Source organism: Planctomonas sp. JC2975 (assembly GCF_012985205.1).
Classification (GTDB): Bacteria; Actinomycetota; Actinomycetes; order Actinomycetales; family Microbacteriaceae; genus Humibacter.
In genome coordinates this window covers 1,609,446-1,631,664 of record NZ_JABEKS010000001.1, presented here as the reverse complement: position 1 = coordinate 1,631,664, position 22,219 = coordinate 1,609,446, and the positions used below count along the sequence as shown (strand labels likewise).

General features: G+C 69.0%; 20 protein-coding genes. 7 read left to right on the top strand and 13 right to left on the bottom strand.

The window, feature by feature from the left end; all coding sequences use genetic code 11:
• Positions 1–4 precede the first annotated feature (4 nt).
• Positions 5–1,336 (bottom strand): extracellular solute-binding protein, encoded by a 1,332-nt coding sequence (locus HII28_RS07565; protein WP_170024838.1) that lies wholly within the window; start codon positions 1,334–1,336, stop codon positions 5–7.
• A gap of 197 nt (positions 1,337–1,533) precedes the next feature.
• Complete coding sequence (locus HII28_RS07560; RefSeq protein ID WP_170024837.1) at positions 1,534–2,646, bottom strand: ROK family transcriptional regulator; 1,113 nt, start codon at positions 2,644–2,646, stop codon at positions 1,534–1,536.
• Between the two features lie 192 nt (positions 2,647–2,838).
• On the opposite strand from HII28_RS07560, the gene nagZ reads away from it, so the two are divergent.
• The 3 genes from nagZ to nagB are packed head-to-tail and all read left to right on the top strand — an operon-like array spanning position 2,839 to position 6,283.
• On the top strand, positions 2,839–4,533 hold the full coding sequence (gene nagZ / locus HII28_RS07555; RefSeq protein ID WP_240977271.1) for a beta-N-acetylhexosaminidase: 1,695 nt from the start codon (positions 2,839–2,841) through the stop codon (positions 4,531–4,533).
• Positions 4,530–5,471: an ROK family protein gene (locus HII28_RS07550; protein ID WP_170023360.1), complete on the top strand. Its 942-nt coding sequence runs from the start codon at positions 4,530–4,532 to the stop codon at positions 5,469–5,471. The genes nagZ and HII28_RS07550 overlap by 4 nt, the downstream gene beginning before the upstream one ends.
• Positions 5,472–5,503: 32 nt before the next feature.
• Positions 5,504–6,283, top strand: coding sequence for a glucosamine-6-phosphate deaminase (gene nagB / locus HII28_RS07545; protein ID WP_170024836.1), 780 nt, complete (start codon positions 5,504–5,506; stop codon positions 6,281–6,283).
• Positions 6,284–6,312: 29 nt separating this feature from the next.
• On the opposite strand, the gene HII28_RS07540 is transcribed toward nagB, so the two are convergent.
• Positions 6,313–6,921 carry a TetR/AcrR family transcriptional regulator gene (locus tag HII28_RS07540; RefSeq protein ID WP_170024835.1) on the bottom strand — a complete coding sequence of 203 codons (609 nt, stop codon included), beginning with the start codon at positions 6,919–6,921 and terminating at the stop codon, positions 6,313–6,315.
• A gap of 82 nt (positions 6,922–7,003) precedes the next feature.
• Here HII28_RS07540 and HII28_RS07535 point away from each other — a divergent pair, with 82 nt between their 5' ends.
• Entirely contained in the window at positions 7,004–8,170 is a 1,167-nt protein-coding gene (locus HII28_RS07535; RefSeq protein ID WP_170024834.1) for an FAD-dependent monooxygenase, read from the top strand.
• Positions 8,171–8,202: 32 nt separating this feature from the next.
• Here HII28_RS07535 and nagA read toward each other — a convergent pair whose 3' ends face one another.
• The 3 genes from nagA to purU all read right to left on the bottom strand — a co-directional run bounded on the left by nagA (position 8,203) and on the right by purU (position 10,679).
• A complete protein-coding gene (gene nagA, locus HII28_RS07530; protein ID WP_170024833.1) occupies positions 8,203–9,357 on the bottom strand; it encodes an N-acetylglucosamine-6-phosphate deacetylase in 1,155 nt (384 codons plus the stop codon).
• Complete coding sequence (locus HII28_RS07525) at positions 9,354–9,716, bottom strand: YrdB family protein (protein ID WP_170024832.1); 363 nt, start codon at positions 9,714–9,716, stop codon at positions 9,354–9,356. The genes nagA and HII28_RS07525 overlap by 4 nt, the downstream gene beginning before the upstream one ends.
• A gap of 75 nt (positions 9,717–9,791) precedes the next feature.
• A complete protein-coding gene (gene purU / locus HII28_RS07520; protein ID WP_170024831.1) occupies positions 9,792–10,679 on the bottom strand; it encodes a formyltetrahydrofolate deformylase in 888 nt (295 codons plus the stop codon).
• A gap of 188 nt (positions 10,680–10,867) precedes the next feature.
• Here purU and HII28_RS07515 point away from each other — a divergent pair, with 188 nt between their 5' ends.
• Positions 10,868–12,181: an MFS transporter gene (locus tag HII28_RS07515; protein ID WP_170024830.1), complete on the top strand. Its 1,314-nt coding sequence runs from the start codon at positions 10,868–10,870 to the stop codon at positions 12,179–12,181.
• Here HII28_RS07515 and HII28_RS07510 read toward each other — a convergent pair.
• From HII28_RS07510 to HII28_RS07485, 6 genes are all read right to left on the bottom strand, one after another.
• A complete protein-coding gene (locus HII28_RS07510; protein ID WP_170024829.1) occupies positions 12,165–13,979 on the bottom strand; it encodes a sigma-70 family RNA polymerase sigma factor in 1,815 nt (604 codons plus the stop codon). The two genes, HII28_RS07515 and HII28_RS07510, sit on opposite strands and share 17 nt — an antisense overlap.
• Before the next feature lie 320 nt (positions 13,980–14,299).
• Positions 14,300–15,484, bottom strand: coding sequence for a low temperature requirement protein A (locus HII28_RS07505; RefSeq protein ID WP_170024828.1), 1,185 nt, complete (start codon positions 15,482–15,484; stop codon positions 14,300–14,302).
• 79 nt (positions 15,485–15,563) lie between these two features.
• Positions 15,564–16,349 (bottom strand): DeoR/GlpR family DNA-binding transcription regulator, encoded by a 786-nt coding sequence (locus tag HII28_RS07500; protein ID WP_170024827.1) that lies wholly within the window; start codon positions 16,347–16,349, stop codon positions 15,564–15,566.
• Positions 16,346–17,227, bottom strand: coding sequence for a class II fructose-bisphosphate aldolase (locus HII28_RS07495; RefSeq protein ID WP_170024826.1), 882 nt, complete (start codon positions 17,225–17,227; stop codon positions 16,346–16,348). Before HII28_RS07495 ends, HII28_RS07500 begins: the two co-directional genes overlap by 4 nt.
• Positions 17,224–18,261, bottom strand: a complete 1,038-nt coding sequence (locus HII28_RS07490; RefSeq protein ID WP_170024825.1) for an ROK family protein — start codon at positions 18,259–18,261, stop codon at positions 17,224–17,226. The genes HII28_RS07495 and HII28_RS07490 overlap by 4 nt, the downstream gene beginning before the upstream one ends.
• Complete coding sequence (locus tag HII28_RS07485) at positions 18,258–19,178, bottom strand: SIS domain-containing protein (RefSeq protein WP_170024824.1); 921 nt, start codon at positions 19,176–19,178, stop codon at positions 18,258–18,260. Before HII28_RS07485 ends, HII28_RS07490 begins: the two co-directional genes overlap by 4 nt.
• Positions 19,179–19,513: 335 nt before the next feature.
• Here HII28_RS07485 and glyA point away from each other — a divergent pair, with 335 nt between their 5' ends.
• Positions 19,514–20,839: a serine hydroxymethyltransferase gene (gene glyA, locus HII28_RS07480; RefSeq protein ID WP_170024823.1), complete on the top strand. Its 1,326-nt coding sequence runs from the start codon at positions 19,514–19,516 to the stop codon at positions 20,837–20,839.
• An 8-nt stretch (positions 20,840–20,847) separates the two neighbouring features.
• Entirely contained in the window at positions 20,848–21,732 is an 885-nt protein-coding gene (locus tag HII28_RS07475; RefSeq protein ID WP_170024822.1) for a bifunctional methylenetetrahydrofolate dehydrogenase/methenyltetrahydrofolate cyclohydrolase, read from the top strand.
• A 44-nt stretch (positions 21,733–21,776) separates the two neighbouring features.
• Here the strand turns inward: HII28_RS07475 and HII28_RS07470 are convergent, their stop codons facing one another.
• Positions 21,777–22,178: a VOC family protein gene (locus HII28_RS07470; RefSeq protein WP_170024821.1), complete on the bottom strand. Its 402-nt coding sequence runs from the start codon at positions 22,176–22,178 to the stop codon at positions 21,777–21,779.
• Positions 22,179–22,219: the final 41 nt, after the last annotated feature.

The following is a 22,219-nucleotide window of genomic DNA, read 5'->3' as shown; positions in this document are numbered from 1 at the left end:
GTGATTACTGGTCGTTCAGCGTCTTCTCGAGGGTCGCGTCGAACGACTTCGCGGCGTCAGCCGGTGTCGCGGTGCCCGATGCGATCGAGGCGAAGAACTGGTTGATCGACTTGTTGCCCTCGATGGTGGACCAGCTCGCGGCCGACGGAGTCGACTTCGAGTCCTGAGCCGCCGTGAAGAAGCCCTTCTGGATCTCCGGGAGGCCGGAGTCGCTGGTCGCGGCCTTGGCGCCCTCGACGCTGTTCGGGATCCACTTCTGCACGCCGTACACGTACTTGTCCTGGACCTTCGGGCTGGCGGCGATCTTCGTCCACACCAGTGCGAGCTGCTGGTTCTTGCTCTTGACCGGGACGGACCACACCGAGCCGCCGAGCATGACCGGCTGGTTCTTGCCGGAAACGCCGGGGAACGGGAACGAGCCCAGGTCGTCGGTGGTCAGGCTCTTGTTGTCCGTGGTGATGGAGCCGATCTCCCAGCCGTTGCCGAGGATGGTCGCGGCCTTGCCGTCGGCGAACACCTGGTCCTGGTCGGGCTTGTCGGTGTCCAGCGTGCGTGCGGACTCGACCGAGTACGCGTTCTCGAACTTCTTCCAGGCCGTCAGACCCTTCTGAGCGGAGGCCGACTCGAAGCCGCCCTTCCAGCTCTTGCCGCTCTGCGTCGCGATGTCTCCACCGGCGTCCCACACGAACTGCAGGCCCGAGTACCAGAACTGACCGGGCATGTAGAAAGCGGAGAAGTCGGGGGTACCCGCGTTCGCGGCCTTGATCTTGTCGAGGTCTGCGGTGAACTCGTCGTACGTCGTCGGTGCCGCGGTGACGCCGGCGGCGGCCCAGATCTTCTTGTTGTAGATCACGGCGCGGGTGCCTGCGAAGGACGGAACGCCGTACAGCTTGCCGTCGACCGTCGCCGGGTCCTCGAGGCCGCCGAGCCAGGTGCGCCCCTGCTGCAGCTCGCTCTTGTACTTGGTGATGTCGAGCAGACCGCCGTTGGCGGCGTAGCCGGCGACCTGCGTGTTTCCGACGTCGATCACGTCGGGCGGGGTGGTCGTCGAGAGAGCGGTGGTCACCTTCGGACCGATGCCGTTCCACTCCTGGAGCTGCACCTTGACCTTGGCACCGGTCTCCTTGGTGAACTCGTCGTTGATGACCTTCAGGGTGTCGTTGGTGAGGTCGCCGTTCATGGCCCAGACCGTGATGGTCTTGCCCTTGCCGTCGACGGACGAGAGGCTGCTGCCGTTCGCGTTGGAGCTGCCTGCTCCGCTGCCCGAGCAGGCACTCAGCGCCAGCGCGGCGGCGATGCCGATGGCACCAGCCGCGAGAATGCGTGACTTGCGCAATGTATCTCCTAGTGTTGTGAGCGCGGGCGTTCCGCGTCCTTGTGAGGGATGTGCGTCCGTGTTGTCAGCACGGACATGGTGCGAGCGTCGACCTCAGGTCGCGATCGCCGACTGGGATGTGAGCCCAGAAGTCTGTGTTGGGGCGGGGTTGGGGGCGCCTCGCGACGGTGTCCCCGGCTCCGTTCCTGCCGTTCTCATCACGACACCCCCAGTTCGGCGGCGAGCACGAACACGGCGGTGCCGAGCAGAACGAGGTCGTGGCTGTCGTCGGCGATCGTCATCCGGGCGCCGTCGCCCACGGCGGACAGCGTGCGGGAGCGCACGGTGTCGAGGGCTGCGTCGAGGAACGTCCCCTCAACGAGATCTCTGGGACCCGCGAGCACGACGTCGTCGAGACCGAGCGCGGCGATGATCGGGGCGAGGGCAAGTCCGAGGGAGTGGCCGGCATCCGCCAGCACCTTCTCGCGCTGGGCGTCGCCCGCTGCACGCAACCGCGCCCGGAGGTGGGGGACGGCGATGGCCTGCTCGAGGCATCCGTCTCGTCCGCACACGCATCGCTCGCCGCTCTCGTCGACGACGAGGTGGCCGATCTCACCGGCCGTCGAGTGCTCGCCCTCGACGAGCACGCCGCCGATGATGAGCCCGGCACCCACGCCATGCTCGATGGCGACCAGCATGAAGCTCTGGCCGGGGTCGTGGAAGGTGTGGATGGCGAGCGCCGCCGCGTTCGCGTCGTTGCCGACGTGCACCGGGACGCCGAACTCGGTGCGGAAGACCTCCGCGAGGTCGAGTCCGGTCCAGTCGAGGTTCGGGGCCGAGAGCACGACGCCGTCCTGGTCGACGATGCCGGGCGTGCCGACGCCGATGCCGAGCAGTCGCACCGTCGACCGCTTCACCAGATCGCGCGCCAGGCCGACGGCCTTGCTCACCGCGTCATCGCCCTTGGCGTTCTCCAGTGGCACTTCTGCGCGGTGCACGATCTCGCCGCCGAGTCCGACGATGGCGCCGACGAAACGGTCGTCGGCCGACAGGTCGAGGCTCACCACGTGGTAGGCGTTCTCGTTGAGTCCGATGAGCTGGGCCGGCTTGCCGACGTGCGCGCCGGTGCGGGTGCCGAGTTCGCTGATGAGCCCCTCGGATGCCAGCTCGTTGACGAGATCGGAGACGCTGACCCTGGTGAGACCGGATTCGCGGGCCAGGTCGGCGCGGCTCATCGGTCCGTCGTGGAAGAGCGTCTGCAGCAACAGGGACCGATTGTGCTGCCGGTTGTGCTCCGGCAACGCCTTCGACGTCACGCGCAACTGCGCCATGCTCACCTCGATCCGTGCGTCTTTGCGACAAGCGAGCGTCTGCCCGATGGTTTGTTAGTGAAGCTGCCTTACAAACCTCTTGTCAAGTTGAGCCTCATAAAGAATTGATAACACGCGGTAACTCCTGTGTTGCGAGCGTGTCACATCCGCTCGGCTTGCAGCGATGGATGTTCGTAAGCTTTACTAACAAACATGTCTGAGCCAGAGGCGACTCGTCGCGCCCATCGCACCGCCGTGTCGGAGCAGTCGATCGACATGGGCGATCCGCTTCAGCGGACGCGCGCCATCGCGACGACGCTGCTGCCCGGATTCGTCGGCACCGAGCTGCCGGAGGCGCTGCGCGTGCGTCTCGAGGCCGGACTCGGCGGAGTGTGCGTGTTCGGTCCGAACATCGCTTCGCCCGCGCAACTGAACGCGCTGAACGAGGCGATCCTGACGGCGAATCAGCTCGCCGTGATCGCCATCGACGAGGAGAGCGGCGACGTCACCCGGCTGAACTACGCGGACGGATCGCCGTATCCGGGAGCCGCCGTGCTCGGCAGGCTCGACGACGACGAGCTGACGCAGCGCGTGGGGCGCGGCGTCGGATCCGCTCTGCGTGCCACCTCCTGCACGCTCGACTTCGCGCCGGACGTCGACGTGAACTCCAACCCGGACAACCCGGTCATCGGGGTCCGCAGCTTCGGATCTGATGCCGCACTCGTCGCCAGGCACGGCGCCGCCTTCGTCGACGGCCTCCAGTCGACGGGCGTCGCGGCATGCGCCAAGCACTTCCCCGGACACGGCGACACGGCGATGGACTCGCACCTGTCGCTCCCGGTGATCGATCGCTCGCTGGAAGAACTGCGCGAGCGCGAGCTCGTGCCGTTCCGTGCCGCGATCCAGGCCGGCGTTCGCACGATCATGACGTCGCACATCATGCTTCCCCAGGTGGACGCCGAGCGTCCTGCCACCTTCTCGCCGCGCATCCTGCAGGGTTTGCTGCGCGAGGAACTGGGCTTCGACGGCGTCATCGTCACCGATGCCCTCGATATGAAGGGGGCGAGCGGTGAGACGGGCATTCCTGAGGCCGCTGTGCGTGCACTCGCTGCCGGCTGCGACCTGCTCTGCATAGGGACGGAGACGGCGGACGAACTGATCGGCGACATCGTGAGCGCTGTGGAGGAGGCCATCGCGGCCGGTCGGCTGAGCGCGGATCGGGTCGCGGAGGCGGCCGGTCGGGTGCGCGAGCTCGCCAGGGACCTCGCGTTGTCGTCGGAGGAACCTGTGGAAGCCGCTCCCCAGGCCGGGCCGGTTCCGACGAGCTCTACCGGCGAAGCCACGAGCGGCGAGACGCATCTCGTCGGCATCGAGCGGGCGCAGCAGGCCTTCGACGTGCGCGAGTCGGCACTGTCGGCGCTGCGTGCCACGGAGAAGGAAGGCCCCTTCGCTGTCGTCCGGCTCGAGACCGAGGCGAATATCGCTGTCGGCGTCGCGCCATGGGGGCCGTTCGCCCAGGTAGGGGCGGCACCGGAAGCGACGGACTCGCGGGCGTGGGCCGAGCATGCGGAGTTCGTCGTCGGCGAGACGGATGCCGCGCGCGGCGTTCTCGACGCCCGGATAGGCGACATCCTGGGCGCGGTGCCGGAGAATCGAGGTGTGGTCGTGATCGGCAAGGCTGTGCACCGCTACGACTTCGCTCGGACAGCGGTCGATGCACTGCGCGCGAAGCGGACCACTCTCGTGGTCGACATGGGATGGCCGGCGGACGACCGCGCCTACGCCGATGTCGCGACCTTCGGTGGCTCGCGCCTGATGGGGCGCGCCCTGATGGCGTTCCTCGACGGCACGGACCGTGCGGCGCAGGGTTCTGTCTCCGATGCGGATCCGCAGGGGGAGCGGCGGTGAGGCTCGGCCTCGACATCGGCGGGACGAAGACCGACGCCGTCGTCCTCGACGCTCGGGGCGGGGTGCGTGCCAGTGTGCGGGTTCCGACCGGCATCGGGCCGGCCGCGGTGCTCGACTCCGCTGAGCGGTCCGTTCGCGCTGTCATCGAACAGGCGGGAACCGGGCTCGTGGCGGCGGAGACGATCGGCGTCGGTATTCCGGGCATGGTCGATCCGGACTCGGGACGTGTCCGCCACGCGGTGAACCTCGGAGTCGAGGAGCTCTCGCTCGGCGCCGAGCTGAGCTTCCGCGTCGGTGTTCCGGTGCGCGTCGAGAACGACGTGAAGGCCGCGTCGCTGGGCACCTACCATCTGCTCGGGCTCACCGGTTCGGCAGCGCTCTTGAACCTCGGCACCGGCATGGCGGCCGGGATCGTGGTCGACGGCGAGCTGCAGCGCGGATCAGGTGGCGGCGCGGGCGAGATCGGTCATATCCCCGTCGACCCGAAGGGCGCGGTGTGCAGCTGCGGGCAGCGCGGATGCCTCGAGACGCTGGCATCCGGATCCGGCATCGCTCGGATGTGGCCGTCGAAGGCGGCCCTGCCGGCTGTCGAGCTCTTCGATGCCGCGGACGCCGGAGACGAGCGGGCGCTGGCTGTGCGCGACACGCTCGCCGCGGGCGTGGCATCCGCCGTGCGTGTTCTGGTGCTGACCGTCGACGTGCAGACCGTCGTGATCGGCGGCGGCGTCAGCAACCTCGGCGGGCGGCTCCTGAGTCCCGTGCTGGACGTCTTGCGCGACTGGGAGCACGACTCGGCCTTCCTGCGATCACTCGACGTGGCCGACCGCGTGCGGATGCTCCCAGCCGGTCTTCCGGCCGCAGCCGTCGGCGCGGCGCTGATCGGCACCACCGGCGCACCGGAGCCCGGTGGAGTCGGCCTCCCCGTTCCGCAAGACTGAACGACGACGATCAAACCCGAGGAGGGGCATCCGTGGAAGTCGTGATCAAGCAGACCGCCGACGAGGTGGGCACGCTGGCCGCCGACCTGATCGAGCGCGTGGTGGAATCCAAGCCGCGCGCGGTGATCGGCCTGGCGACCGGATCCTCACCCCTGGCCATCTACGGGAGCCTCGCAGGGCGCGTGGCAGCCGGCACGCTGGACTTCACGGGAGTGCGCGGCTTCGCGCTCGACGAGTACGTGGGCATCGCGGAGGAGCACCCGCAGAGCTACGCATCCGTGATCCGCACCGAAGTGGTCGAGCCGCTGCGCATGGATCCGACGCTCGTGCAGGTGCCAGACGGCCGGGCCGTCGACATCGAGGTGGCCTGTCGCGACTACGAGCAGGCGATCGCCGATGCAGGCGGCATCGACATCCAGATCCTCGGCATCGGTGCCAACGGCCACATCGGATTCAACGAGCCGACCTCGTCGTTCGCCTCGCGCACGCGCATCAAGACGCTGGCTCCGAAGACCCGCGCAGACAACGCACGATTCTTCGACTCGCTCGCCGAGGTGCCGACGCACTGCGTGACGCAGGGACTCGGCACGATCATGAACGCGAGGCGCCTCGTGCTCGTTGCGCAGGGGGAGGGCAAAGCGGATGCCATCGCCGCCGCGGTCGAAGGCCCGGTGTCCAGCATGTGCCCGGCATCGATCCTGCAGTTCCACGAGCACGCGACGGTCATCGTGGACGAGGCGGCCGCCAGCAAGCTGACGCTGAACGAGTACTACACGTACACGTACGACAACAAGCCGGGCTGGCAGTTGTAAGCGGGCGGCGACCCGGCTTCCGGGGTTGGTCAGCCCGCGCGCGAGCTGCGGAGCCCGTCGACGAGCACTTTCGCGTACGCCGTGTAGACCTGCGGGTCCGTGGCGGCGCTGCGTGCGAGCGCGTGCGTGGTCTCGGCGATGAGGGTGGCGATGACGGCCGAGTCGATGTCGGTGCGGATGCGGCCGGATGCCCGGCCGTCCTCGACCAACTCGTGCATCACGGCGACCAGTGCGGACTCCTGCTCGTTCGCGGCCGGGAGGCGAAGGCCTGCTAGCCGTTCGTCGATGGCGCTGTGCGCGGCGTGGAACGCCATCAACTCCGGCAGGAAGGTCATGAGCGCCTGATCCCCTGATCCGGCGTCACGGAGCTCGCGAGCTCGATCCACGAGCGGGGCGAGGAGTCCCGCGACGGCCGCGTCGATGAGCGCATCCTTACTGCCGAATGCGCGCACCACCGTCGCCGGTCCAAGCTCGGCACGTCGCGCGATGGCCTCGACGGTGAGGGTCGAGCCCGGCTCGGCCAGCAGCGCGATCGTGGCCTGGAGCGCCGCCTCGCGGTTGCGAACGGCATCGGCACGTCGCGGCTGCGGAGAGGCAGGGCTGACGTCGGGGGGAGCTGTGCCCGTGCGGGTTGACAAATGGAATGTCCGTTTCAGATGATGTATTCGGAACGAGCGTTTCACTTACTGTAGCCGTTCCTCTGCACATCGAGGAGGACCCATGCGGGAGAGAATCCTGATCGTCGGGGCGAGCATCGCCGGGCTGACCGCCGCCTACTGGCTGGCCAGGCACGGATTCGAACCCGTTGTGATCGAGAAGGCATCAGGGCCCCGAAGCGGCGGCAACGGTGTGGATCTGCGGGGCGAAGCGGTCGCGGTGGCCGACGCCATGGGCATCCTGCACGCCGTGCAGCGATCGGCGGCCGACGTGCTCGGCATGAAGTTCATCGACGGGGGCGGCCGCACGATCGCCCGAGTCCGTACGGCGGATGCCGGTGATGTCGAGGTCATGCGAGGCGACCTGGTGGCGTTGCTCGCAGAGCTCGCGCCGGGTGTGCGATTCGGCGACTCGCCGGTCGGAATCGAGCAGGACTCGTCGGGCGTCCGCGTGCGTTTCGAGAGCGGCAGCGTCGACCGTTTCGCACTGGTGATCGGCGCGGATGGCCTGCACTCCACGGTGCGGCGCCTGGTGTTCGGCGGTGAAGCGGAGTTCCTGCGATTCCGCGATCACTACTTCGCGTTCGGCGACGCCGACGCCTCGCTCGGTGAAGACCGTTGGGTCACGATGTACAACGTGCCGGGGAAGATGGCCGGGATCTACCGCTCAGGCCATCATGCGCAGGCGAAGTCGTATTTCACCTTCAGGTCATCCCTGAGCACGAGCGAGCACGGCGATGCACGTCTCACCGTCGAAGGGAAGCGGCGGATGCTCGCCGAGGCATTCTCGGACGTGACGGGATGGCGCACACCTGAACTCCTCGCATCCGTGCTCGCCGGCGACGGGCTGTACTTCGACGCGCTGGCCCAGGTGCGCATGCCCTCCTGGGCGCGGGGACGCGTGGTGCTCGTCGGCGACGCGGCCTGGTGCGCGTCACCGGCAGCAGGGGCCGGCGCCGAGCTCGCGATCGTCGGTGCATACCGGCTGGCGAACAGCGTCGCCGCAGCCGACGACGACTGGAGCGCTGCGTTGGCTCGGTACGAGTCGGATCTGCGGACCAGGGTCAGGCGCAAGCAGCGGATCGGCGCCAACGTGCGCCTCATGGTGCCGGCGACACGCTTCGGCATCGCGGCACGGAACGCGTTCGCACGCTCGGGGCTGCCTGCCGTACTGTCCGGATTCGGCGCGGGTCCGACGAAACCACCGACGCTGCCCGCGCTCGAGTGCTGAGAACTAGGGGCGCCGTGAAGCGACGGCCGACCTCAGACCAGCGTCGCGCCGGCGGCCCACACTGCGCGCACCGACCACTCGTGGTCGAGCAGTACGGCATCCGCGAGGTATCCGGGAGCCAGGCGTCCCAGTTCGTGGTCGAGACCCAGTACGCGCGCGGGCGTGAGAGTGAGCGCCTCAACGGCGACGGCGGGCTCGATGCGCGTGCGCTCGACGGCGACCTTCAGGGCGACATCCTGGGTGAGCGTGGACCCCGCGATGCTGTTCGTGCCGGAGAGCAACGCCTTGCCGTCCGTGACGGTCACGTTGAGCGAGCCGAGGCGGTAGTCGCCGTCCGCGGCGCCGGCAGCGGCCATCGAGTCGGTGATCAGGGCGATACGGCCGGGAGCCTGCACGAACGCGAGGTGCGCGACATCCGGATGCACGTGGAAACCGTCCAGGATGAGCTCGAGCACGACCCGGTCGTCGTCGAACGCCGCGATGATCGGGCCCGGCGCGCGGTGCTGGATGCTCGGCATCGCGTTGAAAGCGTGCGTCAGCAGTCGCGCCCCGCGGTCGAACGCGGCCTTCGCCTGGTCTTCCGTGGCCTCGGTGTGCCCGACGGCGACGACGACGCCCGCCTCGACGAGCACGTCGATGGCCTCCATGGCGCCGGGGAGCTCCGGGGCGATGGTGATCTGCCGCAGCGTGCCGCGGGCGGCAGCGATGAGTTGCTCGACGAGCTCCGGATCGTCAGGCGTGCGGAGGAAGTCGACGTTGTGGGCGCCGCGACGGTCGGGGTTGAGGAACGGACCCTCGAGGTGTGAGCCGAGCACCAACGGATCGGCCTCCACCAGGTCCGCGATGTCTTCGAGGCACTCGCGCAGCTCCGCCAACGGATTCGCGACCAGGCTCAGCACGGAGCGCGTCGTGCCGTGACGGCGGTGCGTCTCCAGCGCGACGGCCATCTCGTCGGGATCGCCTTCGTACGCCGCCCCGCCTGCGCCGTGCGAGTGCAGGTCGATGAATCCGGGAGTGAGCCAGCGTCCGCCGGCATCCGTGGTCTCGGCGCCATCGGCGTAGGCACGCCAGCCGGATCCGCTGCCGGTCGCCACGATGCGCTCGCCCTCAGCGGCGAGCCAGAAGTCGTCGACCTGGCCGCCGGCATCCAGCTTGCGTGCTCCGCGGATGATTCGCGTCGCGCTCATGACAGTTCCTTGCGGCCGGAGATGATGCCGCTGACAAGCGCGACGATCGCGAAGATCACGGCGACGATCGGCTGGCCGAGATCCCACCACGCGAAAGCAGCGGCTGTCATCACGATGATCTCGACGATGGCCTTACCGAAGGCGTCGACGTGGATGACGGCCTTCGGGGAGCGGAAGAGCGCCCAGAGCACGATCGCCAGGGCCGGCGCTCCGATGCCGACCACGATGTTCCAGGGGAACGGCCAGGCGATGAAACCCCACACGCACAGGCTGACGAACGCGAACAGTTCGATGACGAACCGCAGCACGTCCCAGAAGTCGATCTGGACGTGCCGGTGCTCGGAATTCTGGGCAGACATCCCCTCAATGATAGTTGGCCGAAGACGCTCGTTCTGCGTGCGGGCCGACGCGACCGCTCGAGGAGAAGACCCTGGTCAGCGGAAGATGATCGTGCGCGCGCCGTCGAGCAGAATGCGGTTCTCCGCGAACCACTTCACCGCCTGCCGAAGGGTGCGGCTCTCCTCGTCTTGACCGATCGCCACGAGCTGCGCCGGCGACTGCGCGTGGTCGACGCGCACCACGTTCTGCTCGATGATCGGACCCTCGTCGAGGTCGCTCGTGACGAAGTGCGCCGTTGCTCCGATGAGCTTCACGCCGCGCGCGTGCGCTTGCTTGTACGGGTTCGCGCCCTTGAAACCGGGAAGGAAGGAGTGGTGGATGTTGATGCACCGTCCGGCCAGGGCCTCGCACAGCTCCGGCGACACGATCTGCATGTACCTGGCGAGCACGACGAGCTCGATGTCGTGCTCGGCGACAGCCTCGAGAACGCGTGCCTCGAAGGCCGCCTTGCTCGCGGCATCCGTCACGGGCATCGATTCGAACGGCACCCCGTAGAAGCCCGCGAGCTCGCGCAGTGCTCCGTGGTTGGACAGCACGAGAGGGATGTCGACCGCGAGCTGGCCGGCGCGCTGCCTGAACAGCAGGTCGTTGACGCAGTGCGCTGCGGTGGATGCCAGCACCAGCGTGCGCAGCGGACGGCCGACGACGTCGAGCGTCGACGTCATCTCGTACCGCTGGATGACGGGACTCAGTGCCGCCGCGAACTCGGATCGGTCGGCGGGCGACTCGATCTGCAGCCGCATGAAGAAGCGCCCTGTGTCCGCACTCGAGAACTGCTGGCTCTCGGTGATGTTGCCGCGGGCCTCGACCACGGCACCGCTGACGGCGTGCACGATGCCTGGGCGGTCGGCGCAGATGAGCGTGAGCACCCAGTGCTGCAGAGCACGGGGCTGCTCGGCCGTTTCCGGCGTGTCGGGCTGCATCCCACCAGGGTAGGGCACGGTGCGAAGAGCCCCGTCGCGTCGGTGGTCGAATCGATTAGAGTGAGTCGTTCCGCCTGATGTCCGGAGCCGAGGAACACCGTAGGTAATCGCCGCAGGGAATCGCCGTTGAGACCGCGTGATGGCACAGCGTCGATCCGCAATCGAACCAGCCGATGAAGGGGGCACCGATGTCGTCGTCCGACCCGGATGTGCGCAGTGAGACCGGCACGCCGGCATCGTCGACGGCTACGTCTGCAGAGCGCTTCCCGTGGGTCGGGATGCTCGCGCTCGCCGCTGCGGCCTTTCTCGCGGTCACGAGCGAGACGCTGCCGACGGGCCTCCTGCCGGAGGTCGCGTCCGGGCTGAGCGTGTCGACACCGCAGGCGGGCCTTCTCGTGTCGGTCTACGCCTTCACCGTCGTCATCGCGACGACTCCGCTCACCGCACTCACCCGGCGCATCCCGCGCCGACCGCTCGTGGTGGTCGTCATCGTGGTGATCGGGCTCAGCTCGTTGCTGCTGGCGGTGTCTCCGAACTACGGGGTGGCGGTCGTCGCCCGCATCACCGGTGGCATGGCTCACGGGGTGTTCTGGGCGGTCACCGGAGCCTACGCGGGGCACATCGTGCCGCCGCACCAGCTGGCACGTGCGGTGGCGATCACCTCGGGCGGGGTGTCGCTGGCGCTGATCCTGGGATCGCCGCTGGCGACCATCCTCGGCCACGCGTTCGGCTGGCGCACGGCGTTCGCCGTCGTCGGCTGTCTGCTCGTCGTCGGAGCCGCCGTGGTGGGCACGATGCTGCCGAAGGTGCAGCGGACGAGCGCACATCTCGACACGATGACCGGCGGGGTCGCATCCATCACCGGCGGCGTGCCGACCATCACGGCGGGCGGAACGGTGGTGCCTGCGCGCCGCAAGCGGACCCGCAGGAGGGACGCGAGCATCCGTCCCGTGCTGATGATCTGCGTGCTCACCATGCTCATCACGCTGGGCAGCTTCACGTTGAACGCGTACGTCGCGCCGTTCGTCTCCGACGCCATGGGATTCGGCACCGCCGCCGTCGGCCCGATGCTCTTCGCCGGCGGCCTGATGGGAGCGGTCGCCACCGTGCTCGTCGGCACGGTGCTCGGACGCATCCCGCGTGCAGCGGCGGCGACCGGTCTGCTGCTGACGACGATCGCCATCGCGATCCTCGGCGCCTTCGCGGGCGTCCCACCTGTGGCGATCGGCGCCTTCGCCCTGTGGGCGCTCTCGTTCGGATGCCTTCCACCGCTTCTGCAGACCGAGTTGCTGCACGCGGCATCGGCACGGTTCCGCGACACGGCGAGCGCTCTGTACACGACCGCGTTCAACGTGGGGATCGGCGGCGGCGCCGTCGTCGGCGGCGCGATCTACGCTGTGTGGAGCATCGACGCTGTGCCGTGGGCGGCGCTGGCCATCCTGGTGGTGGCGATCGTGCTGTTCCCGTTCTCGATCCGGAGGCGGGTCATCCCGCAGGCGTGAACGAGACGGGTGTCGTGGGGCCGGCACGGCCCGCAGCGTCGGAATAGCGCACAGCGATGTCGTGGCCGTGCGGTTGACCCAGCACGACGTCGCGAACGCGGCCGTTGCTCTCGATGCGCCACAGTCCGTGCGAGACACCGTCCACGAGCAGTTCGACCGTGGCGCCAGGCGTGCCGACGACGGTGAGGAGCGCTATCGGCACGCCGTCCCTCCGCGCGATGCTCGCCTGCGGCGCGGCCAGCGTGAACGATGCGGATGCCGGTGCCGAGACGATCCCGTCGCTGCCCGTCTGCGTCGCGGTGACGGTCCCTGTGCCCGCGGCGAATCCGGTGAGCGCGGTGCCCGCGCTCCATGCGCCGCTCGCGTCGGCCCGCACCGTGACCATCGTGCCGGCACCGGACACGGTGACCTGCGCTCCCGGATCCGCGGTGCCGAACACGATCGGGTAGTACCGCCCGCCTGCCGTGTCGACGCTGATCGCCGGGGCCGATGGCGGGGCCGGGGGCGGCGTGACGGTGACGGGCGGCGGATCCGTCGTGACGGGTGGATCCGCTGCCACCGGAGGACCGACAGGGTCGACGGGCGGCGCGGGGGCGTTCGTCGGGGTGGAGGCATCTGGCGTCGATGGGGTCGGGGTGCTGGTCGGTGCAGGGGATGAGGCGGCCGGGCTCGCGGCATCCGAATTCGTCGGAGCCGAGGGTGCAGCGGAGCTCCTGTCGGCCTCCGTCGCGACCTTCGCCGCAGCGCGCGACGGATGGTCATCCGCCGTGGCCACGAGCACACCGGCGACCGCCGCGCCGACCACGACGACGGCCGCTGCCGCACCGACGACCACACCCGTCGCGCCGCTGAACAGACCTGACGAGCCGGCCGCTCCCGAAGCCGCGTGTGCGCCCCCCGCCGCGCCTGCCGCGTGCCCGCCCGCCGCAGTTCCAGACGCACCGGCGGACGCTCCACCGGCAGCTCCGGCGCCCGCCGCAGCGATGCCGACAGCAGCTCCGGACTTCAGCGTCGCGGCGTATGCCGTCGCCGCCGACCCGCCGATCGCCAGCGGCAGCAGGACGAACACCAGCCGGCGTCCGGCCTCGCGGGCTTCCGCGGCGGCGAGGGTGCACTTCGCGCACGTCTCCAGGTGCGCGTCCACGCGGGTGCGCTCGCGCTTGCCGAGTCGGCCCCGAGCGTGTGCTGCGAGCCTCTCGACGGTCCATCCGCACTCCGGCTCGAGCTCCGCCGACGTGAGGTGCGCTCGGATCCAGGCCTGGCGCAGGCCCTCCCTTGCGCGGTAGCTGAGCGCCGCGGCGGCCTGCGCGCCGACGCCGATGAGCGGCGCCAGTTCGGCTGGACGCATCCCCTCCACCTCGGTGTACCAGAGCACCTCCTGCCAGCGCGGCGGAAGGGTGCGGAACGCCTGTGCGGTCAGCGAACGGTCCAGGATGAGGAGAGCGTCGTCCTCGGCGATGGCGAGCGTGTCGAGCTCGTCGGGCGCGAGTGCGACGGCATCCTTGCCTGCCCGGCCCCAGGTGGCGGCGATGTTGCGCACCGTGGTGAAGAGATAGGGACGGAACGCGCCGGTGGGACCATGGCCCGACTTCAGCGCGTGCAGGATCCTGGTGTACGCCTCCGAGACGAGATCATCGGGCTCGAACGTGCTCGTCACCGAGCGCGCGACCGATGCGGCAGCCGTGGCGTGCCTGCGGAACAGCGCGGCGTAGGCATCCGTGTCGCCTTTGCGCGTGAGCTGCACCAGCTCTGCATCGCCGGCGCGCTCGATCCTGCGCGGCGAGTGATGCCCTGCCATTCGGGTTGCCTTCCGTCTCCGCACGCGGGCGCGGAGAGTGTGGTGCCGGCCGGTCGGGAACCGGTCATTGGGGGTGGATTCGATTGTGCGTTGGCTGGACCCGATCCGCAATTCGAAAAATCTCTTCGCGAACTCGCGTCATGATCCGCGCACGTGCGCGTCTACCTCAGATGAAAGGACCATCGTCGCGTCACATTCGGCTTCGACGCGGCGATCCCTGACGGAATCCCGAACCGATCAGGAAGCCGTGGTGCGTCGGGGGCTTCGCATCCGCGGTGAGGCTGAGGTGGTGTCGTCGTGAAGGATCCGATGGCACCGCCTCACTCCTCGGTGTGCCTGGTCAGCCGCAGTGCGATCGTCTCCTTGAGCACCATTGCGGCCAGCACGACATTCACTGTCCAGCTGAGGACTAGGGGCTCGACGATCGGGAACAAGGCGATCATCGCCGTGAGCACCACGGCGCCGATGAGATGAGTCCACAACCACGGGCCACCCGTCGCCCGGCTGAACAGCGCGTTGCCGAGCACGTAGAGGGCAGCGGACCCGCAGAGCAGCCCCGCCACCCACGCGTCATTTCCGACCGTCGGTTGGCGCAGGATGAGCCCGTCGGCGACAGCTGATCCGACGATGCCGAAGACGAGGAGGATCGGGATGTAGGTGTACGCGGTCTGAGCGATCATGCCACGGTTTGATGCCCGTGAGATGTAGTCGCTGCCTCCGCGCTGATTGTGACGGAAGTAGAGCAGGAACATCAGCACGGTCCCGACGAAGGCGGCGAGAAACGCCGTCACGCCGAGCCACGAGAGGCCCGTCTGGGCGAAGGCCGAGCCCGTGACGACGATGGACTCGCCGAGCGCGATGATGAAGAAGAGGCTCACGCGCTCCGACATGTGCTCGCCGCTGACGTCCCAGGTCGCCACATTCGAGCGGCCGAACACCGGCACCCAGAAGAACACGCGAGGCGCGATCCAGGCGAGGGCGATGGCGACCAGCCACACCCACACCCGAGCGCCCTCCGGCACAAGCGCTCCGGTGATCCAGACCGCGCCTTCGACGGCGTGCCAGGCGGATATTCTCGCGAAGTTCGCCGTGTGCTGCGGTCGATGCCGTGAGAACGCGATCATCGTGAACACGCTGTGGCCCAGATTGAAGGCCACGAGCGCGAGTGCGAACGGCAACGCCTCCGTCGTGAAGGCCTGCGGAATGGTGGCGGCGAGGATCAGTCCGAGCCCCATCAGCACGAAGAGCAGGGCGCTGACCGGCCCGCGTTCCGGATTGAGCCAGCTCAAGGCCCACGTGGTGTCGACCCAGGCCATCCACACGACCATCGTCAGCATCACGGTGTGGAGGAGGGCCAGCGGATCCTGCTCGTGGATCAGGATGTGCGACAGCTGCGTGACCGCGAAGACGAACACCAGGTCGAAGAACAGCTCGATGAACGTGACCCGATGCGCGACGTCGCCCGTCGCAGGACGCAGCAGGTCAGGTCGTGTCGCGCTCGTCACGTGCGCGACGGTAGCAGGTGCTCGTACCGCGCAAGGCGGCGCCCTGCCAACGACCTGGGATCGACGGTCCGCCGGATGCTCAGGCCACGATGACGCGCACGCCGGCTTCTTCGAACGCCCTGCGCTGGCCCGTGGTGATCCCGTCGTCGGTGATGATCGTGTCGAACGCTCCAGGATCGCCCACCGTCGCGAACGCGCGCCGCCCGATCTTGCTGGAGTCCGCGACCAGCACTGCGTGATCGGCCCTCCGCGCCATCAGCGCGTTGACCGCTGCCTCGTGCTCGTCGTGCACCGTCGGACCGAGCCTCGGATCGACGCCGTTCACGCCGATGAAGGCGTAGTCGAGCGAGATCTGCCCCAGCACGGAGTCGGTGTACGGGCCGACGAGCTCGTACGAACGCGACTGCACGACGCCTCCCGTCATCACGACCTTGATCTGCGGACGCATCAGGAGCTGCGCCGCGATGTTGATCGCGTTCGTCACCACCGTCAGCGTCGGATGCGACGACGGCTCGGCCACATCCTGCCGGGCGCCGAGAGCGGTCGCGACGGCGGTGCTCGTCGTGCCGCCGCACAGGCCGACGACGGCGCCGCGGGGAACGAGGGCGCTCGCCGCCTGTGCGATCGCCTGCTTCTCCGCCGCGTGCTGCTCGCGCTTGAAGCGCAGGGGCAGGTCGTAGGCGACGGACTGGCCCGTCGCGCCGCCCCTGGTGCGGCTGAGGAGCTGCTGCGACGCGAGAGCGTCGAGGTCGCGTCTGGCGGTCGCCTGAGAGACGCCGAGACGCTCGACGATGTCATCCACCTCGATCTGGCCCGTCTCGGCGAGCAGGTCGAGAACCGCTCGGAGCCGCTCGGTGCGGTTCATCGTGCGGCCTCCCCTTGTATCCGGATGCCGGCCCCCTCGTCTCGCACGTCGTGGAAGACCCGCAGCAGGCGTTCCGCTTCGCGACTGAGCGCCTCGCGGCCGGCGGCGACGTACTTCCGCGAGTCGACCACCGACGGGTTCGCGTCCAGGTACTCGCGGATCGCGCGGGTGAAGTATCCGTTCAGGTGCGTCGACACGTTGATCTTCGTCATGCCGGCGCGGATCGCGGCCACGATGTCGTCGTCCGGCACGCCGGAGGATCCGTGCAGCACGAGGGGGACGTCGAGCCGGTCGTGCAGCCGGGCGATGAGGTCAAGGTCGAGGGACGCGCGGCGCTCGGTCATCGCGTGCGACGATCCGACGGCCACCGCGAGCGCGTCGACGCCGGTGTCGGCCACGAAACGCACGGCCTCGTCCGGATCCGTTCGCACGCCTGGTGCGTGCGCGCCGTCCTTGCCGCCGATTGCGCCGAGTTCCGCCTCCACGAAGACGTCGTCGGCGTGCGCGTACTCTACGATCCGCCTCGTGGCCAGGACGTTGTCCTCGTATTCCAGCCGCGCCGCATCGAACATGACCGAGCCGAAGCCGAGCTGAATGGCACGGCGGGCCAGCTGCTCGTCCTCCGCGTGGTCCAGGTGCACAGCGACAGGGGTGGTGACGGCGTCCGCCAGAGCAAGGCAGGCGTTCGCGACCGGTTCGAGGCCGCCGTGATATGCCACGCAGTTCTGCGAGATCTGCAGGATCACCGGTAGCTGAGCCCGCTCGCCTGCCGCGACGATCGCCTCGGCGGTCTCAAGGTGGATCACGTTGAACGCGCCGATCCCGGATCCGGCCAGCGCCGCATCCGTCACGAGGGTCCCTGTTGCGGCCCTGGTCATGCGTGTCCTCCCGCTGTGAGCGTCTGTTCCGCCTGTTCACTCGCTGCGACGTCGCGCGCGGCGAGTGCGGAGCCGTAGAGCCCGGCATCCGCTCCGATGCTCGCCTTGATCAGCAGCGGTCGCCGATGGAAGGTGAGGATGCCGTCCAGACGTTCGCGCAGCGGCTGCAGCAACTCCTCGCCCGCCTCCGACAGGCCCCCGCCGACGACGATCGCTTGTGGCGCGAGCAGGGCGACGGCGTGCGAGAAACCGATCGCGAGCGCGTCGAGCGCGGACTCCCAGGCTGCGGCGGCGTTGGCGTCTCCGCGGTGCATGCGGTCGAGCACCTCGCGTGCACCGGAGACGGAGCGGCCCGTGCGTGCGGTGTAGCGGCGCGCGATCGCGGCCGCGGAGGCGACGGCTTCGAGGCAGCCGCGTCCGCCGCATGCGCAGACCGGTCCCTCCGCGACGCGATCGTGGCCGATCTCGCCGGCCAGGCCGCCCCCTGTATGGAGCCGGCCGCCGACGTAGACAGCTGCTGCGATGCCCGTGCCGATCGTCACGACCAGCACGTCGTCGAAGCCGCGCGCCGCGCCGAGCCGGTGCTCAGCCTCGCCCGCACCCCGCACGTCGTGCCCGAACGCGACGGGGAGCCCGAGCGCAGCCGAGCCCTCGTCGCGAAACGGATACTCCACCCAGCCGAGGTTCTCGGCGAAGACGCCGATGCCGCGCACATCGTCGACGTTGCCGGGAACGAGAAGTCCTGCCGCCGCCGGGCTGACGTCGGCGTGCCGCGCGGTCAGCTCGCTCGCGAGCCGCGCCGCCGTTGCCACCACGGCACGTCCCGTGCCCTCGCCCTCCAGCGGCGTCGGCGTGCGGAGTGTCTCGCGCAGCTGTCCGTCGGAGTCGACCAGCGCGGCCTTCATGTCCGTGCCGCCGACATCGAAGGCGAGTACAGCTGCACCAGGACCGAGCAGCGTGACCTCGTCGACGCTCGCCGAGTCCGAACCGCTCTTCTGAGCGGCCGACGTCTCCGTTGACGCGGCGTGGCTCATGGCCGGTCCAGGATGACCGAGCGGGTCAGGTTGCGCGGCTGGTCGGGATCGAGCCCCTTGCGGCGCGCGCGTTCCAGCGCCACTCGGTGCAGGCGCACCAGATCCGCCATGGCGTCGATCGGGTTGTGCTCGAAGCGGGCGCCCGCCGCGGCGGTGTCTTCGGCGATGCCCGTCGGCGGCTCGCCGAATGCCCACGTCACGCGGCCGGGTGCCGCGATGGCGATCGGTCCGTGCCGGTACTCCTTCGCCGGGTACGACTCGGTCCACGACTGCGAGGACTCGCGCATCTTCAGCGCGGCCTCGTGGGCGATGCCCACGGTCCATCCCGTTCCGAGGAACGTGTACTGCTCGGCATCGATCAGCTCGTCGTCGAGGTCTGCGGCGAGAACGTCGCGGGCCTGGGCGATGGCCCGTGACAGATCCTGCCCGACGGATGCCCGCAGCAGCGCGAGCGCACTCGTCGCGAACCGCGTCTGCACGACCGAGTGCTCGTCCGCGAAGGCCAGCGCGATGACGTCGTCCACGAGCTCGACGAGGGGGGTGTTCGGATCCCCGACGACTCCGATCGTCCGCGCCCTGTCGCGGCGGGCGCGACCTCGCACGTCGTCGAGCAGCTCGAGCACCTCAGTCGTCGTGCCGGAGCGCGTGATCGCGACGATCGCGTCGTAGTCGCGGTCCACGAAGGCCTCGGATGCGGCGAACGCGTCGGTCTCGCCGCGCCCGTTCCGCTCGCGCAGGCTCGCGTACGCCTGGGCCATGAACCAGGAGGTGCCGCAGCCGATCACGGCGATGCGCTGGCCGTCGGGCGGGAGCAGATCTCGGCTCGCCAGCGCTGCCGCGCGCTCCCAGACATCCGGCTGCGAGGTGAGTTCCGCTTCGAGGTCGGCGCCCGGGCGGCGCGTCATGTCATCCGTCATGCTTCAATGATCGAACATGAGCGGAACAAGTGTCAAAAGAGCATGTTCGAGCTTTGTCCGCTCACCCCATTTCGCGGGTAGAAGGTCGTCGCACGAGCGGGGAGCGGATGCCGGAGCGCCCGAACCGCGCTGGTAGGATCGTGGCGTCGCAACTGGCGTATCGGCGGGGTCCGGGCATTCGGATCCGTCGCGGATGGTTCACCATCGGGGAGCGACCAGGGTGTGTCAGACACCCAAAGCTCTGAAGATCGAGGGCGGATTCGGCCGCGCGCCTGGGCCGACGCGAACAACGTACGTGCACACGTCCGCCCTGTACGAATCATGAGGAGCCACGCATGACCGTTTCGCCCACCTTCAACGCGCCGCTCGCTGAGGTCGACCCCGAGATCGCCGAGGTGCTGAATCTCGAGCTCGGTCGCCAGCGCGACTATCTCGAGATGATCGCGAGCGAGAACTTCGTTCCGCGCGCCGTGCTCGAGTCGCAGGGATCCGTCCTCACCAACAAGTACGCGGAGGGCTACCCCGGCCGTCGCTACTACGGCGGATGCGAGTTCGTCGACATCGCCGAGAACCTCGCCATTGAGCGTGCCAAGTCGCTGTTCGGCTCGGAGTTCGCCAACGTGCAACCGCACTCCGGCGCCTCGGCGAACGCGGCCGTGCTGAGCGCGATCGCCCAGCCAGGCGACACCATCCTCGGCCTCGAGCTCGCGCACGGCGGCCACCTCACGCACGGCATGAAGCTCAACTTCTCCGGCAAGCTCTACAACGTTGTCTCCTACGGACTCGACCCGGAGACGTTCCGCGTCGACATGGACGTGGTGCGGCAGAAGGCCATCGAACACCAGCCCAAGGTGATCATCGCCGGCTGGTCCGCCTACCCGCGCCACCTCGACTTCGCGGCCTTCCGGGCGATCGCCGACGAGGTCGGCGCGACGCTCTGGGTCGACATGGCGCACTTCGCGGGCCTGGTCGCCGCCGGTCTGCACCCGTCGCCGGTGCCGTACGCGCACGTGACCAGCTCCACCGTGCACAAGACGATCGGCGGTCCGCGCTCCGGCTTCATCCTCACGAACGAGGCCGACATCGCGAAGAAGATCAACTCCAACGTCTTCCCCGGCCAGCAGGGCGGTCCGCTCATGCACGTCATCGCCGCCAAGGCGACGGCGTTCAAGCTCGCAGCGACCGACGAGTTCCGCGACCGCCAGGAGCGCACCATCCGCGGTGCGCAGATCCTCGCAGAGCGCCTCACCGCTGACGACGCGAAGGAGGTCGGCGTCGACGTGCTCACCGGCGGCACCGACGTGCACCTCGTGCTGGTCGACCTGCGCACGTCGGAGTTCACCGGCAAGGAGGCGGAGGACCGTCTGCACGAAGTCGGCATCACGGTGAACAAGAACGCCGTGCCGTTCGACCCGCGCCCGCCGATGGTCACCTCCGGCCTGCGCATCGGCACGCCGGCGCTCGCCACCCGCGGCTTCGGCGACGCCGAGTTCACCGAGGTCGCCGACGTGATCGCGCTCGCCCTGCGTCCGGACGCCGACATCCCCACGCTCCGTGCGCGCGTGAAGAAGCTGACGGATGCCTTCCCGCTGTACCCGGGCCTCGGCCCGTCCGGTCAGCCCGCCGAGAACGTCGAGCTCGCCTCGTCGATCGACCGATAGGCCGCCCGATGACGGCAATACGACTGGATGGCAAGGCGACCGCCGCGGCCATCAAGCAGGAATTGACCGAGCGCGTCGCCGCGCTGAAGGAACGTGGCATCGTTCCCGGGATCGCGACAGTGCTCGTCGGCGCGGACCCCGCCTCGCAGCTGTATGTGGGCATGAAGCACCGGCAGTCCGAGGCGATCGGGATGAACTCGATCCAGGTCGAGCTGCCCGCGGATGCCACGCAGGAAGACGTCGAAGCGGCCATCGACCGCCTCAACGCCGATCCCGCCTGCCATGGGTACATCGTGCAGCTGCCGCTGCCGAAGCACCTCGACACCGACGCCATCCTCGAGCGCATCGACCCCGCGAAGGACGCAGACGGTCTGCACCCGACGAACCTCGGCCGCCTCGTGCTCAATGTGAACGGGCCGATCACGACCCCGCTGCCGTGCACGCCGCGCGCCGTGATCGAGCTGCTGACCCGCAACGACTACGACCTGAAGGGGAAGCACGTCGTCGTCGTCGGACGCGGTGTCACGATCGGCCGCTCGATCGGGCTGCTGCTCACCCGCCGCGCGATCAACGCGACCGTGACGCTGACGCACACCGGAACCGTCGATCTGCCTCAGTACCTGCGTCAGGCCGACGTCATCGTGGCCGCTGCCGGTGTCAAGCACCTCGTGCGACCCGAGGACGTCAAGCCGGGAGCGGCCGTGCTCGATGTGGGAGTGACGCGCGAGAACGACCGCGACACCGGCAAGTCCAAGGTGCACGGCGACGTGGAACCCGGCGTCGAGGACGTCGCGGGCTGGCTTTCGCCCAACCCCGGCGGCGTCGGACCGATGACCGTCGCACTCCTGATGACGAACGTGGTGGAAGCCGCGGAGCGCGCTCCGAAGCTATGAGCGGAGGCCATTTCCGGCCTCCGCCGCGGCGCCCGCGAGCTCAGTCAGCTCGCGGGCGCTGCTGCTTCATCCGAGGTCAGCAGGATGACGTTGCCGTCGGGATCCTCGACCATCGCCGCGTACGGCCCCACCGTCTTCACCGGGGCGAGGCGGCCGTGGTATCCGGCGGCGGTGAGGTCGGCGAAGACGGAGTCGACGAGCGCATCCTCTCCGACGTAGAACTCGAGGAGCTGCTGGTATCCGCCCGTCGGGCGACTGAAGCCGGGGTCGTAGTGCGACGCGAACGAGGTGGTCAGCAGCAAGCTCACCCCGCTGCCCATGCGGTGGATGACGATCGGCCGATCCCCGGCGGGATCCGGGATGTCCAGGCCGAGGCGACGATAGAACGCGATCGAGGCGTCAAGGTCGCGCACTTCGAGCACGACCATGGCGAGCTGAATCTCCATGGTGCGAGTGTTCCGCACGCCCCCGACATCCGGGCGTCGTC

Bases quoted from the DNA above. Each gene is read 5' to 3' on its own strand.
- HII28_RS07490 (WP_170024825.1), bottom strand. From the start codon at position 18,261: ATGAGCCACGCCGCGTCAACGGAGACGTCGGCCGCTCAGAAGAGCGGT.
- purU (WP_170024831.1), bottom strand. From the start codon at position 10,679: ATGCAGCCCGACACGCCGGAAACGGCCGAGCAGCCCCGTGCTCTGCAG.
- HII28_RS07495 (WP_170024826.1), bottom strand. From the start codon at position 17,227: ATGACCAGGGCCGCAACAGGGACCCTCGTGACGGATGCGGCGCTGGCC.
- nagA (WP_170024833.1), bottom strand. From the start codon at position 9,357: ATGAGCGCGACGCGAATCATCCGCGGAGCACGCAAGCTGGATGCCGGC.
- HII28_RS07510 (WP_170024829.1), bottom strand. From the start codon at position 13,979: ATGGCAGGGCATCACTCGCCGCGCAGGATCGAGCGCGCCGGCGATGCA.
- HII28_RS07535 (WP_170024834.1), top strand. From the start codon at position 7,004: ATGCGGGAGAGAATCCTGATCGTCGGGGCGAGCATCGCCGGGCTGACC.
- HII28_RS07485 (WP_170024824.1), bottom strand. From the start codon at position 19,178: ATGACGGATGACATGACGCGCCGCCCGGGCGCCGACCTCGAAGCGGAA.
- HII28_RS07560 (WP_170024837.1), bottom strand. From the start codon at position 2,646: ATGGCGCAGTTGCGCGTGACGTCGAAGGCGTTGCCGGAGCACAACCGG.
- HII28_RS07525 (WP_170024832.1), bottom strand. From the start codon at position 9,716: ATGTCTGCCCAGAATTCCGAGCACCGGCACGTCCAGATCGACTTCTGG.
- HII28_RS07515 (WP_170024830.1), top strand. From the start codon at position 10,868: ATGTCGTCGTCCGACCCGGATGTGCGCAGTGAGACCGGCACGCCGGCA.
- HII28_RS07470 (WP_170024821.1), bottom strand. From the start codon at position 22,178: ATGGAGATTCAGCTCGCCATGGTCGTGCTCGAAGTGCGCGACCTTGAC.
- HII28_RS07500 (WP_170024827.1), bottom strand. From the start codon at position 16,349: ATGAACCGCACCGAGCGGCTCCGAGCGGTTCTCGACCTGCTCGCCGAG.
- HII28_RS07475 (WP_170024822.1), top strand. From the start codon at position 20,848: ATGACGGCAATACGACTGGATGGCAAGGCGACCGCCGCGGCCATCAAG.
- nagZ (WP_240977271.1), top strand. From the start codon at position 2,839: ATGTCTGAGCCAGAGGCGACTCGTCGCGCCCATCGCACCGCCGTGTCG.
- glyA (WP_170024823.1), top strand. From the start codon at position 19,514: ATGACCGTTTCGCCCACCTTCAACGCGCCGCTCGCTGAGGTCGACCCC.